The organism is Bradyrhizobium sp. STM 3809 (assembly GCF_000239795.1).
Classification (GTDB): domain Bacteria; phylum Pseudomonadota; class Alphaproteobacteria; order Rhizobiales; family Xanthobacteraceae; genus Bradyrhizobium.
This window is the reverse complement of the sequence record NZ_CAFJ01000277.1, coordinates 1-12,609: the sequence shown is the minus strand read 5'-3', so window position 1 is coordinate 12,609 and position 12,609 is coordinate 1. Positions and strand designations below refer to the sequence as shown.

Annotated in this window: 11 protein-coding genes and 1 pseudogene; all 12 read right to left on the bottom strand. The window is 67.8% G+C overall.

What is annotated here, in order from left to right; genetic code table 11:
- Positions 1-38: 38 nt before the first annotated feature.
- Positions 39-1,250 carry a 5-aminolevulinate synthase gene (gene hemA / locus BRAS3809_RS15615; RefSeq protein ID WP_008963079.1) on the bottom strand — a complete coding sequence of 404 codons (1,212 nt, stop codon included), beginning with the start codon at positions 1,248-1,250 and terminating at the stop codon, positions 39-41.
- Positions 1,247-2,320 carry a putative photosynthetic complex assembly protein PuhE gene (puhE, locus tag BRAS3809_RS15610; protein WP_008963078.1) on the bottom strand — a complete coding sequence of 358 codons (1,074 nt, stop codon included), beginning with the start codon at positions 2,318-2,320 and terminating at the stop codon, positions 1,247-1,249. The genes hemA and puhE overlap by 4 nt, the downstream gene beginning before the upstream one ends.
- Before the next feature lie 13 nt (positions 2,321-2,333).
- Entirely contained in the window at positions 2,334-3,395 is a 1,062-nt protein-coding gene (gene acsF / locus BRAS3809_RS15605) for a magnesium-protoporphyrin IX monomethyl ester (oxidative) cyclase (protein ID WP_008963077.1), read from the bottom strand.
- Positions 3,392-3,697: an O2-dependent cyclase accessory protein gene (locus tag BRAS3809_RS15600; protein ID WP_008963076.1), complete on the bottom strand. Its 306-nt coding sequence runs from the start codon at positions 3,695-3,697 to the stop codon at positions 3,392-3,394. The genes acsF and BRAS3809_RS15600 overlap by 4 nt, the downstream gene beginning before the upstream one ends.
- Complete coding sequence (puhC, locus tag BRAS3809_RS15595; protein ID WP_008963075.1) at positions 3,694-4,185, bottom strand: photosynthetic complex assembly protein PuhC; 492 nt, start codon at positions 4,183-4,185, stop codon at positions 3,694-3,696. Before puhC ends, BRAS3809_RS15600 begins: the two co-directional genes overlap by 4 nt.
- 10 nt (positions 4,186-4,195) lie before the next feature.
- Positions 4,196-4,819, bottom strand: a complete 624-nt coding sequence (gene puhB / locus BRAS3809_RS15590; protein WP_008963074.1) for a photosynthetic complex putative assembly protein PuhB — start codon at positions 4,817-4,819, stop codon at positions 4,196-4,198.
- Between the two features lie 26 nt (positions 4,820-4,845).
- Positions 4,846-5,625 carry a photosynthetic reaction center subunit H gene (gene puhA / locus BRAS3809_RS15585; RefSeq protein ID WP_008963073.1) on the bottom strand — a complete coding sequence of 260 codons (780 nt, stop codon included), beginning with the start codon at positions 5,623-5,625 and terminating at the stop codon, positions 4,846-4,848.
- Positions 5,626-5,643: 18 nt separating this feature from the next.
- Positions 5,644-7,074: a BCD family MFS transporter gene (locus tag BRAS3809_RS15580; protein WP_008963072.1), complete on the bottom strand. Its 1,431-nt coding sequence runs from the start codon at positions 7,072-7,074 to the stop codon at positions 5,644-5,646.
- Positions 7,071-7,772 (bottom strand): magnesium protoporphyrin IX methyltransferase, encoded by a 702-nt coding sequence (gene bchM / locus BRAS3809_RS15575; RefSeq protein WP_008963071.1) that lies wholly within the window; start codon positions 7,770-7,772, stop codon positions 7,071-7,073. Before bchM ends, BRAS3809_RS15580 begins: the two co-directional genes overlap by 4 nt.
- A gap of 13 nt (positions 7,773-7,785) precedes the next feature.
- Positions 7,786-8,691 (bottom strand): ferredoxin:protochlorophyllide reductase (ATP-dependent) iron-sulfur ATP-binding protein, encoded by a 906-nt coding sequence (gene bchL / locus BRAS3809_RS15570; RefSeq protein WP_008963070.1) that lies wholly within the window; start codon positions 8,689-8,691, stop codon positions 7,786-7,788.
- Positions 8,688-12,278, bottom strand: a complete 3,591-nt coding sequence (locus BRAS3809_RS15565) for a magnesium chelatase subunit H (protein ID WP_008963069.1) — start codon at positions 12,276-12,278, stop codon at positions 8,688-8,690. Before BRAS3809_RS15565 ends, bchL begins: the two co-directional genes overlap by 4 nt.
- Positions 12,253-12,609: pseudogene (locus tag BRAS3809_RS15560) on the bottom strand (ferredoxin:protochlorophyllide reductase (ATP-dependent) subunit B); the annotation flags it as partial. The pseudogene BRAS3809_RS15560 and the gene BRAS3809_RS15565, both read right to left, overlap by 26 nt.

Sequence of the window (12,609 nt, the reverse complement as noted above, 5' to 3'; positions counted from 1 at the left end):
AATTGATCTGGCTCAAACGCCGTGCAAATCCTCCCTCGTCACGCTGCCAAAGCGAGGCCCATCTCGGCCCAGATCTCCGACAGCGCCGCGACCAGATGCTCGATATCGGCGTCCGAGTGATAGGGCGACGGCGTGATGCGCAGCCGCTCGGTGCCGCGCGGCACCGTCGGGTAGTTGATCGGCTGCACGTAGATGCCGTAGCGGTCGAGCAGGATGTCGCTGATCCGCTTGCACAGCACGGGGTCGCGCACCATCACCGGCACGATGTGGCTGGGATTGTCGAGATGGCTGACGCCCGCTTCGTCGAGGCGGCGGCGCAGGCGCGCGACGCGGTCCTGGTGCCGGGCACGCTCGGCATTGCTGGCCTTGAGATGCCGGATGCTGGTCAGCGCGCCCGCGGCCACTGCGGGCGGCAGCGAGCTGGAGAAGATGAAGCCGGAGGCGAAGCTGCGCACGAAGTCGCAGACCGTGTTGGAGGCGGTGATGTAGCCGCCGATCACGCCGAACGCCTTGGCCAGCGTTCCCTCGATGACCGTCAGGCGGTCGGCGACGCCGTCGCGCTCGGAGATGCCGCCGCCGCGCGGGCCGTACAGGCCGACGGCATGAACCTCGTCGAGATAGGTCATCGCGTTGTATTCGTCGGCGACGTCGCAGATGTCGGAGATCGGCGAGATGTCGCCGTCCATCGAGTACACGCTCTCGAAGGCGATCAGCTTCGGCACCTTCGGGTCGAGGTCCGACAGCTTGTCGCGGAGATCGGCGACGTCGTTGTGGCGCCAGATCCTGGTCTCGCAGCGGCTATGGCGGATGCCCTCGATCATCGAGGCGTGGTTGAGCTCGTCGGACAGGATCACGCAGCCGGGCATGCGCGCGGCCAATGTCGAGAGCGAGGTCCAGTTCGAGACGTAGCCGGAGTTGAACAGCAGCGCGGCCTGCTTGCCGTGGAGATCGGCGAGCTCCTCCTCGAGCAGGATGTGATAGTGGTTGGTGCCGCTGATGTTGCGGGTGCCGCCGGCGCCGGCGCCGCAGCGGTCGAGCGCCTCGTGCATCACCTCCAGCACCTTGGGATGCTGGCCCATGCCGAGATAGTCGTTGGAGCACCACACCGAGACCTCGCGCTCGCCATGCGGGCCGCGATAGGTCGCCCGCGGGAAGGCGCCGGCCTTGCGCTCGAGATCGGCGAACACGCGATAGCGTCCTTCGCGCCTGAGGCCGTCGAGCTGGCGGCGGAAATAGTCTTCGTAGTTCATGGTACTCCCCCCTGTGCTGTCGTGTTCGGATCGACCGGCGGCGTGACCGACACCGCGGCCAGTCCGGTGATGGCTTGTGCCTGCGCATCGGCGCGGGCCTGGCGATAGGCCTGGCGGAACTGCTCCTCGAGCCGCTGCCGCGCCAAGGCCGCCGCATTCTTCTGCGCCGACATCGCAGCCTTGGGCGGCGGCGCGGGGCGCTCGGCCTCCAGCGCCGGCTGCACAACGTTGAGCATCGGCCGCGCCAGGGGCACTGCAGGCGCCGGCGGCGGAACGTGGACCGGCGCGGGGATGGCAGCGACGGCCGCCATCGCCGGTTCGACCGGCGCGCTCCAGCGCCAGAGATTGATCACCGGCATCGGCAGCGCCATGAAGCCGTGCTCGAGCAGGCCGAGGGCGATCAACGAGGCGAGCAGCGACAGCGCGACACCATCGAACGTCGATTTCGCGCCGAGCGCGGCGGCGGCGACCAGGACGGTCGCCGTGGTCGCAGCGGCGATCGAGAACGGAAACATCGGGTTGATCGACTTCTTGGCGAAGTAGCTGCGCATGAAGCGGACCTGCTGTGGCAGCAGCTCGTCGTTCAGGGTACGGACGCCGAGGAACAGATTGATCTTCGCGCTCTGCCTGAGCACCAGCAGCGCCGCGAACGTCCACCAGCTCAGCCGGTTCGGCGCGCCCGAGGTGACCGCGAACACGAGTCCCGCGGTCGCGATCAGCGCCAGCTCGTGATAGGCGATCGCCTGCAAGGCGAAGCCGACCCGCGAGGCGGGCGTGCAGTCGCCCGGGCATGGCTCGGGTCGCGGCCCGGTGATCCAGCCGGCGAGCAGCGACATCTCCACCGTGCCCCACAACAGGATCGCGCAGGTGAAGGCGCAATAGGCATTGGCGTCCTCGGCGGCCCGGCTCGACACGATGACGCCGGAGACGGCCGCGACGAAAGCCGCGGCCGTGCCCCATTTGAACGCGGACGGATGGCGGGCGGCGAGCCCGACCAGCGCCAGCACGGCGCCGGTCGAGAACCACCAGACGAACACGACATAGGGAATGGCAATCGCGGTCGCGCCCATGTCCGGCTCCTTGTCACCAGGCGGGTTGCAGCCTGATCTCCCGTGGCAGCTCGTTGTTCTTGGCCGGCAGCAGATACAGCCGGCCGAAGGTCAGCGCGGCCTTCAGCGGTAGCACGGCACGCTTGAGCGTGCCCATGATGCCGCCTTGCGCCTTCGCCTCCGCAATTGCCTCCGAGATCTCGCGAAGGCGCTTGAGGCCTTCCCAGAACCGCGGATTGTCGATGTCGAGCATGACCGGGAAGACCTGGCGCGAGATCTCCGAGGTGATGCGGAACACCCGCATGTCGTACTCGTCCGGCGGCATGCCCAGCGCCTCATAGAAGGCCGGCCGCATGTGGTCACGGACATGCATGGTGGCGAACACCGCGAGCAGGAAGAACTTGATCCAGAGCTTGTTGTATCCGCTCAACAGCTTCGGATCGGCGCGCATCAGCAGCGCGAACGCCTCGCCGTGGCGGAACTCGTCGTTGCACCACCGCTCGAACCACTTGAAGATCGGGTGGAACTGGCGCTCCGGGTGCCGCTCCATCTGGCGATAGATGGTGATGTAGCGGGCATAGCCGATCTTCTCCGAGAGGTAGGTCGCGTAGAAGATGAATTTCGGCTTGAAGTAGGTGTACTTCTTGGTCTTGGTCAGGAAGCCGAGATCGACGCCGATGCCGTGATCCTTGAGGATCTCGTTGATGAAGCCGGCATGACGGGCTTCGTCGCGGCTCATGAACTGGAACAGCTCGCGGATGTCGGGATTGGTGATCCGCTTCTTGATCTCGGCATAGAGCACGCAGCCGGAGAATTCGGCCGTCAGCGACGACACCAGGAAGTCCTTGAACTCGGCGCGAAGGGCCTCCGGCAGATCGTTGAGATCCTTGTCGAACTCCGGCGTGCGCACGAAGTGCTTGCGGTTGTGGTCGGCGCGCAGCTCCGCCATGACCGCATCCCATTCGCGCCGCACCAGATCGACATTGAGCCGGTCCATCGCCGCGAAATCGGTGGTGTAGAAGCGCGGCGTGAGGATCGTGTCCTCGAGCGCCATCTTGGTGGAGATGTTGCCGGACCCACCTTCCATTGCGATCATCTGACCCTCCCATCCGAAAAGCTGACGTCATACAATTCCGTGAGCTCGAGATAGCCCGCGACATGCATCATCATGCGCTTCAGCGGACCGGCCCTCACCACGGTCGCGGTGCGCCGCAGGTTGAGCTGCTCGCCGAACTTGACCGTAATCGGCGCGCCGTGAATGACGACCTCGTCGCCTGGGCGGATGCCGACGTCACGGTCGAGCGTGACATGGGCATGCAGGGACTCCGAGGTCTGCTCGACCTCGATGCTGCAGCCGATGTCGAAGCTGCGGGGCTCGTTGGCCCATAATCCTCTCATCGCGTTTCTCCCATGCTCATCAGCTCCGTGAACCGGCGCTTGTTGTTGTCACCGAACGGCCCGAGATCGACGCGCCGCCCCGTCGACGGATCGTCCAGGCTCATGCGGCCGTCGGCCCAGCGGTTGATCGTGAACGCCGGCCCCGCGCCGATCGCGTGACGCTGGCGATCGAACGCCATGCTGCGCAGCACCGTGCGCAGGAAGCCGTCGCCGCCAGCCTCGACGACACCGACCACCTTGCCGCTGTCCGGCGACACCACGGAGATGCCGCCATCGGGGCGATCCTCGAAGCGCAGCGCCACCGTCTGCACGGCGGCGGCGTGATTCGTGTGCACGGCGCCGACCCCCGTCCAGCGGCCGACACCGGCTGCGACCACGGAGAAAATCACCAGCGCGAAGGCCGCGCGCAACGCGCCCTTCGGAATGATGATGTCGGGCTCGGCGTGATGCTCGGCATAGTGTTCGACATGGCCCTCGGCTTGGCTCATGACCTCCTCCTCACGCCGCGCTGACGACCGCGCCCGCAGGCGATGCGCCTTGCGGCTGTCCGTTGCCCGCAGCGATCGGCTGCGCCGCGACCACGCCATCCGACGCCGCGACCAGCGCCTTGGCGAGGATCTCGGCAACCTCGACCGCGTTCGGCACGCCGCGCAGCATCGGCTCGACCTCGTTCAACCGCCACGGCCGCGCATGCGGCCACAGCAAAAGATACGACAACCGCTGCTGGGCGGTGACGCCGAGCGGCAGATCGCCGGAGCCGTCGGCGAACAGCTTCACGTCGGCGCGCGCGACCTGCTTGAACGGCACGTTCAAGGTCATCGGCAACACGGCGCCGAACTGCAGCAGCACGCGCCTGGAGGTGATGGTGTAGCGCGTGGTGCGGCTGTAGAGCACGGCGAGGCCGAGGAGCAGAACGGTGGCAATCGCCACCGGCGCCGCCAGCGACGACGCGCGGGCAAGCGATGCGGTGAGCGGCTGGTGATCCAGCGTGCCCGACACGACATGGGCGCCGAACAGGGCCGCGAAATAAGCCAGCACCAGGCGCAGGTGGAAGACGCGCAGCAGCAGCGACTTCACCGTCGGCTGTCCCTGCCAGAGCAGGCGCTCGCCTGCCGGCAGCATCAGCTGATCCTGTTCCCGAGGCTTGCTCACAGCAGCGGCTCCTGGCGCGCGGCGGTCGCATAGAGATGGCCGCCACCGTAGTAGCCGACGATCTTGTCCTCCTCGAGCTTGGTGACCTGATCGGGCTTGGCGAGAGCGGGCACGTTGGCAAATTGCGAGCCGAGGATGGCATCGACCAGCACCGCCTTGCGCGACTTGTCGACGACACACATCGTCATCGGCAGCAGCACGTGGCGTCCGACGATGCCGTCGACCTCGACCTCGAGATAGCGGATCAGCATCTCGGCGCGGTCGACCCAGACCTCGCGGATCTTGCCGCCGAGCTTGCCGTCACAGCCGAACACCGGCATGCCACGCGGATCCGGATCCTCGGAAGCGATGAAGATGCTGCCGTCGACGCGCAGCGGCACGATCGCCGGGATGTTGTCCATGGTCAGCTCCGGCTCGTCCCGGCGCGCGGCGAAGGAGCCCGGGCCGACGCCGTCGAGCATCGGGTTGCCGGTCGGCAGATACGGCGTGCCCGGCCAGCCATACATCGGGGTCACCGGCGCATCGGCGCGGTCGTTGTCCCAGTTCGGCAGGGTCGCAGTGCGGCCGCCATGCATGTGATAGGTCTTGGGCGAAGGCGGCGTCGGGAAGCCGTGGCCGCTCGACGGGACCTGCCGGCCGAGCCGGCCCTCGAACTGCAGCGGATAGCCTTCGCGCTTGTCCTCGGTGCGCAGATAGAAGATCAGGCCCGCGAAGAATATCCAGAAACCGTAAAGTACGACCTGGGCGACATCGATGTAGCTCGTGAAAGACGTCATGGCTTCCTCCCGACTGGGCTATCCTGGAAATTCCGCAATTCCGAATTGTAATGGCTGTGCCGGCGCGGCGTGCCGCCGCACCAGCGGCCCGATCACCGCCAGCGTGACGAACAGCAGCCCGATTTCGATGTGGTAGACGATGCTGTAGCCGGTCGCGGGACCGGCGAGCGCTGCGCCGAGCCGGCCGTCGAGCGCCAGCTGCGACATCACATCGCGAATGGCGCCGCCGCCCGCGATCGCGACACCCGCAGCCGTGGCCTGCACCGCGCCCCAGGCGCCGAGCGCAAGCCCGCTCTCGCCGTTCTGCACCAGCGCCATCGCCGCCGTCAGCGTGCCCACCGCGAACAGGCCACCGCCGAAGCCGATCAGCGTCGTGCCGATCCGGAACACCAGGGGCGAGGCGAGCGGCGCCGAGAAGATGACCGCCGAGAACGCGAACAGTCCGACGAGTCCGCCGAGCGCAGCGATCCGATACGGATCCGAGCCTTTCCCGAGCCGGCGCGCCGACAGACCGAAGCCCGCGAGCGTGCCTGCGGCGAACAGCGCCGTCAGCGCCGTGGTCTCGCCGACGGTCAGATGCAGGATCTCCGCGCCATAGGGCTCGAGCAGGATGTCCTGCATGGTGAAGCCGGCGGTGCCGAGGCCGACCGCGACGAGCACGCGCATCGAACCGCCGGCCTCGCGGAACTGCCGCCAGGAATCGCCGAAGCGGGGACGCTCGCGGCTCGCCGACGTGCGCGAGGGATCGCGCGCCTCCTGCTTCCACAGCGCGATGACGTTGAGCACCATCTCCGTCAGCGCCGCGCCCTGGATCACCTGGATCAGGCGCATCTCGCTGAAGTCGGCAAGGACGCCGCCGAAGGTCAGCGCGCTCGCCATCATGCCGAACATCAGCATCACATAGAGAAAGGCGACGACGCGCGGACGCGAGTGCTCCGGCGCGATGTCGGTCGCCAGCGACAGGCCGGCGGTCTGCGTGGTGTGCAGTCCGGCACCGACCAGCAGGAAGGCCAAGGCGGCGCCGGCGCGGCCTGCGATCACCTGGCCCGGCGCATCGCCCGAGGACAGCAAGAGCAGCGCGAACGGCATGATGGCGAGGCCGCCGAACTGCAGCAGGGTTCCCATCCAGATATAGGGGACGCGGCGCCAGCCGAGCACCGAGCGGTGATGGTCGGACTTGAAGCCGATCAGCACCCGCAGCGGTGCGAACACCAGCGGCAGCGCCACCATGGTCGCGACCAGCCAGGAGGGCACGCCGAGTTCGACGATCATGACGCGATTGAGCGTGCCGTTGAGCAGCACCACCGAAATGCCGATCGAGACCTGGAACAAAGACAGCCGCATCAGGCGCGACAGCGGCAGCTCGGTCGAGGCGGCATCCGCAAACGGCAGATAGCGCGACGACAGTTTCATCCACGCCTGCATGATCGATGGTGCGCGCGCGCTCATGACGGGCGGAGCTCCAGCGCCTGGGAGATGTAGAAGCCGTTGGCGATGCGGCAGCTGCGCGCGCAGCGCCAGTCGGCCAGGTCGTGATTCTCGGCAATCAGGCGAGACAGCTTCTGCTCCGCGACCGGCTCGATCGACGGGGCGCGGTTGCCGCGCGGGAACAGGCCGCCGACCGCATGCATGACGGCCAGCAGCGGCGTGCGCGGCGCGTAGGTCATCAGGATCGCGTCGGAGGTGCGCGCCGCAAGGCCCGCGACGATCCGCACGGCGTCCTCGGCACGGTAGTGGATGAACGAATCCATCGCGACGACGAAGTTGAAGCCGCCGTGCCTGGGATCGAGCATGTCGCCGGCGACGAACCGGATGGCGTTGCGGCTGATGTCGTCGGGCAGACGGCGCTGGGCGATCTCGATCAGGGTCGGCGAGATGTCGACGGCGACGACGTCGGCGCCGCGGCGCGCCGCCTCGATCGAGAAGCTGCCGGTGCCGCAGCCGGCGTCGAGGATCCGCGCGCCGCGCAGATCGAGCGGCAGCCACGACAGCAGCGTCCGCCGCATCTCGTCGCGGCCGGCGCGCACGGTGGCACGGATCCGCCCGACCGGCGCATCCGAGGTCAGCCGCGTCCAGGCGGCAACCGCGGTGCGGTCGAAATAGGTCTCCACTTCACTGCGGCGGGCGAGATATTCCGCTGTCGTCATCGGCCAGCCCCACTCAATCGAAGCCAAGGAGATCGAAGATGTCGCGGTCCTTGAGCGGCACCGCGTGGATCGGCTCGACGCCGGCGAGCAGCGAGGCGGCGAGGCGCAGATATTCGTTCTGGGCGCGCTCGACGTCCGGCGACGGCTCCATCTCGAACAGGGTGCACTTCTTCAGCCGGCTCTTGCGGATGACGTCGAGGTCCGGGAAGTGCGCCAGCGTCTTCATGCCGATGCGCTCGTTGAACTTGTCGATCTGGTCGGTCGCAGCACTTCGGTTGGCGATCACGCCGCCTAACCGCACCGGATAGTTGCGCGACTTGGCCTGGATCGCCGCGACGATGCGGTTCATCGCGAAGATCGAGTCGAAATCGTTGGCGGCGACGATCAGCGCGCGGTCGGCGTGCTGCAATGGGGATGCGAAACCGCCGCAGACCACGTCGCCGAGCACGTCGAAGATCACGACGTCGGTGTCGTCGAGCAGATGATGCTCCTTGAGCAGCTTCACGGTCTGGCCGACGACATAGCCGCCGCAGCCGGTACCGGCCGGCGGCCCGCCGGCCTCGACGCACATCACGCCGTTGTAGCCCTGGTAGACGAAGTCGTCGGGGCGCAGCTCCTCGGAGTGGAAGTTGACCTGCTCGAGGATGTCGATGACGGTCGGCACCAGCCGCTTGGTGAGCGTGAAGGTCGAGTCGTGCTTGGGATCGCAGCCGATCTGCAGCACGCGCTTGCCGAGCTTGGACAGCGCCACCGACAGGTTCGACGAGGTCGTGCTCTTGCCGATGCCGCCCTTGCCATAGACCGAGAACACCCGCGCGGTGCCGATCACGAGGTTCGGGTCCATCTGCACCTGGACGCTGCCGGCCCCATCGGGGCGGCGCGGGGCTGCCGCCAGCGGCGGTCTCAAGGTCACGTTCATGCGGCCACTCCTACGCCTTCGAGGCGATCTTCGAGCTCTTCCCCGGCCTTGCGCAGCACGTCGAGCATGTCAGCATCCGGGGTCCAGTAGTTGCGCTCATGCGCCTCGATCAGACGGTTGGCGATCTTCGCCGACGCGGCCGGATTGAGCGAGGCAAGCCGCTCGCGCATCGCGGGGTCGAGCACGAAGGTCGTGGTGATCTGCTGATAGACCCAGGGCGCCACCTGCCCCGTGGTCGCCGACCAGCCGACCGTGTTGGTGACGTGCGACTCGATCTGGCGCACGCCCTCATAGCCATGGGCGAGCAGCGCCTCGTACCATTTCGGATTGAGCGTGCGGGTGCGCGTCTCCAGCGCGACCTGCTCCGACAGCGTGCGCACGGTACCCTCGCCGCGGGTCTGATCGCCGATATAGACCGGCGCCGCCTCGCCCTTGGCGCGCTTCACCGCGCGGCTGATGCCGCCGAGCGTATCGAAATAATGATCGATCGTGGTGACGCCGAGCTCGACCGAGTCGACGTTCTGATAGGCGGCGTCGACGCCGGCGAGCACATGGCCGAGCAGCGCGTCGCGCCGGACAGGCCGGCCGTCGGTGCCATAGGCAAAGCCCTTCCGGCGCGTATAGACGTCGGCGAGTTCGTCCTCGTCGGTCCAGGCGCCGCAATCGATCAGATGATTGACATTCGCGCCATAGGCGCCCTCGGCATTGCCGAACACGCGCAGCGCGGCGTCCGCGATCTCGCCGCCATGAGCGGCCTGGAAGGCGAGCGCGTGCTTGCGCACATAGTTGAATTCGGCCGCCTCGTCTGCCGACGCGGCGAGCAGCGCGGCTTCCGCAAGCAGCTTGGTCTGCAGCGGCATCAGGTCACGGAAGATGCCGGACAGCGTGATCACGACGTCGATGCGCGGCCGGCCCAGTTGCTCCAGCGGGATGAGCTTCGCGCCGCACAGACGGCCATAGCTGTCATGGCGCGGCGCGGCGCCCATCAGCCACAGCGCCTGCGCGATCGGTCCGCCCTCGGTCTTGAGATTGTCGGTGCCCCACAGCACCAGCGCGATCGTCTCCGGCAGATTGTGGCCCTCGCCGGCATGGCGGGCGAGCAGCCGCGCGACCTGACGCTCGGCATCCTTCAGCGCAAAGGCGCTGGGAATGCGGAACGGATCGAAGCCATGCAGGTTGCGGCCGGTCGGCAGCACGTCGGTGTTGCGCAGGAGATCGCCACCGGGCACCGGACGGATATAGCCACCGTCGAGCGCGTGCAGGATGGCCGGCGTCTCGCTGTCGGTCGCGAGCAGTCTGTCGAGCTCGACGCGCTTGGCGGCGTCGGTGATCCCGGCGAGGTCGAGCAGCTCCTTGCGCTGATCTTGCGGCGGCGGCGCGCCGACGACGTGCAGGCCGTGCGGGATCAACGAATATTCCAGCTCCAGCACGCTGGCCGAGAGCGCGGCGATCCTGTCGTTGCGCTCATCGCCCCAGACCGGCTCGGCCACCGCGAGATCGACCGCGGCCGCCTGCGCCTGGATCAGCGCGGCGCTGTCCGCCCTCATCGGCTCGGTCGCATCCGGCGCCAGATTGCGCCAGGCGTCGAGCGATGACTTGAGGTCAGCGAGGCCCTTGTAGAGGCCGGCGCTGGTGATCGAGGGCGTGAGATAGCTGATCAAGGTCGCGCCGCCGCGCCGCTTGGCGAGCGCGCCTTCGGACGGATTGTTCGAGGCATAGATATAGAAGTTCGGCAGGTCGCCGATCAGCCGCTCCGGCCAGCACTCGGCCGAGAGCCCGGCCTGCTTGCCCGGCATGAATTCGAGCGCGCCATGGGTGCCGAAATGCAGCACGGCATGGGCCCGATAGTCCTCGCGCAGCCAGCGATAGAACGCGGCAAACGCATGGGTCGGGGCGAAGCTGTGCTCGAACAACAGCCGCATCGGATCGCCCTCATAGCCGAAGGCGGGCTGCAGGCCGACGAACAGGTTGCCGAACTGCTCGCCCAACACCATCAGGCTGGACCCGTCGGTCTGGTGACGGCCGGGCGCCGGGCCCCATTGCTTCTCGATCTCGGCGAGATGCCGCTCGCGCCGGACATGCTGATCGACAGGGATGCGGACGGCGACGTTGGCCGCAGTGCCGAAGCGCTCGGCATTGCCCTTCAGCACGCGCGCGCGCAGCTCGTCGACCGTGGCCGGCACGTCGATCGTGTAGCCGGCGGCGCGCAGCGAGGTCATTACGTTGTGCAGCGACTCGAACACCGAGAGATAGGCCGCGGTGCCGGCGCTGCCGCCGTTCGGCGGGAAGTTGAACAGCACCGCCGCGATCTTGCGCTCGGCCCGCGCCGAACGGCGCAGCTCGACCAGGCGGGCGACACGTGCGGCGAGTTGCGTGGCGCGCTCCGGCAGCGAGGCCATGTCGCGGCCGGCATCGGCCATCGCCGAGCGGCCGCCGAACACGGTCGGGCCGACCGCGCCGTCGAGCTCGGGGATCGCGACCATCATCGTGGCTTCGACCGGCGTCAGGCCGCGCGCATCGTCGTGCCACTGCTCGACGGTCTGGAATTCGAGGGGGTGCGCCGCGATCAGCGGCACATCGAGCCCGGCCATCACCTCTTCCGCGGCGCGGGCGTCGTTATAGGCAGGGCCGCCGACCAGCGAGAAGCCCGTGAGTGAGACCACCGCATCGACGGTGGCGACGCCGTCCTTCTGGAAATAGCGCTCGATCGCCGGGCGCGAATCGAGGCCGCAGGCGAACACCGGGATGACCGCGAGCCCGCGCGCCTCAAGCGCCGCGATCACCCCATCATAGTGGGCAGTGTTGGCGGCAAGCAGATAGGAGCGCATCAGGATGACACCGACCCGGCCGGCCGGCTTCGGCAGGGCCGGCAGCTCGTCGAGCCGCTCGGCGATACGCTGCTTCAGGCGCGGATGATAGAGGCCGACATCGGGATAGGTCACCGGCTCGGCGGCCTTGAGCTTGCCGCGCAGCGCGGCGCGCGGGCCGTCGGCGTAGCGTCCGACCAGGAAGCGCACCATGTTCGCAAAGTTCTGCTCGGAGCCGGCGAGCCAGTATTGCAGCGTCAGGAAATAGGCGCGCAGATCCTGCGCGGTGCCGGGGATGTAGCGCAAGAGGCGCGGCATCCGCTGCAGCATCTTCATCTGGCCCTGGCCGCTGGAATTGCCGGAGCGGTTGCTGCCGCGCAGCCGCTTCAACAGGCCGAGCACACCGGTGGCCGAACCCGACATCGTCAGCTTGCCGAGCCGCGTGAGCCGCACCACCTCGCCCGCCGACAGGCAGCCGATCATCGCGTCGCAATGATCGCGGCGGGCCTGCAGCGCCGGCAGCACCGGCTGGATGTGGTCCTCCATGAACAGCATCGTCGCGACCACGATGTCGCCGGTGGCGATATCGGCGAGGCAGTGGTCGAGCGCGGAGGGATTGCAGCCCCATTCGTCGGCCGCGTGGATCTTGAGATCGAGGCCGGGCAGCTCCGCCTGCAAGGACGCGCGCGCACGCACGGCAGCCGAGGCGAGATGGCTGTCCATCGTCACGATCACCACCCGGATGGGGGTGTTATCAGCGACCGAAATGCGCTTTGGCATCGTACAAGGTCTCGAGCGTGATCAGGTTGACATTGCGCTCCCGCGCGAAGCGTTCGGTGTTGCGGCGGGCCTTGCCGCGCACGAAGAAGGGAATCTTGGTCAGCTCGCGCTCGGCGTCGGACGCCCAGGCAAGCTCGGTGGTGACCGGTGTTTCGACCACGCGCAGCTGCGGCTGCTGTGGCGGAGCCGCCGGCGCCGCACCGAGATGCGACGGCGCGTGATCGGCGAACTCGTGGTCCTCGCGGAACATGCCGAGCAGATGCTCCTCCAGGCCCATCATCAGCGGATGCACCCAGGTGTCGAACAGCACGTTGGCGCCTTCGAAACCCAT

Bases quoted from the DNA above. Each gene is read 5' to 3' on its own strand.
- hemA (WP_008963079.1), bottom strand. From the start codon at position 1,250: ATGAACTACGAAGACTATTTCCGCCGCCAGCTCGACGGCCTCAGGCGC.
- puhE (WP_008963078.1), bottom strand. From the start codon at position 2,320: ATGGGCGCGACCGCGATTGCCATTCCCTATGTCGTGTTCGTCTGGTGG.
- acsF (WP_008963077.1), bottom strand. From the start codon at position 3,395: ATGATCGCAATGGAAGGTGGGTCCGGCAACATCTCCACCAAGATGGCG.
- BRAS3809_RS15600 (WP_008963076.1), bottom strand. From the start codon at position 3,697: ATGAGAGGATTATGGGCCAACGAGCCCCGCAGCTTCGACATCGGCTGC.
- puhC (WP_008963075.1), bottom strand. From the start codon at position 4,185: ATGAGCCAAGCCGAGGGCCATGTCGAACACTATGCCGAGCATCACGCC.
- puhB (WP_008963074.1), bottom strand. From the start codon at position 4,819: ATGCTGCCGGCAGGCGAGCGCCTGCTCTGGCAGGGACAGCCGACGGTG.
- puhA (WP_008963073.1), bottom strand. From the start codon at position 5,625: ATGACGTCTTTCACGAGCTACATCGATGTCGCCCAGGTCGTACTTTAC.
- BRAS3809_RS15580 (WP_008963072.1), bottom strand. From the start codon at position 7,074: ATGAGCGCGCGCGCACCATCGATCATGCAGGCGTGGATGAAACTGTCG.
- bchM (WP_008963071.1), bottom strand. From the start codon at position 7,772: ATGACGACAGCGGAATATCTCGCCCGCCGCAGTGAAGTGGAGACCTAT.
- bchL (WP_008963070.1), bottom strand. From the start codon at position 8,691: ATGAACGTGACCTTGAGACCGCCGCTGGCGGCAGCCCCGCGCCGCCCC.
- BRAS3809_RS15565 (WP_008963069.1), bottom strand. From the start codon at position 12,278: ATGCCAAAGCGCATTTCGGTCGCTGATAACACCCCCATCCGGGTGGTG.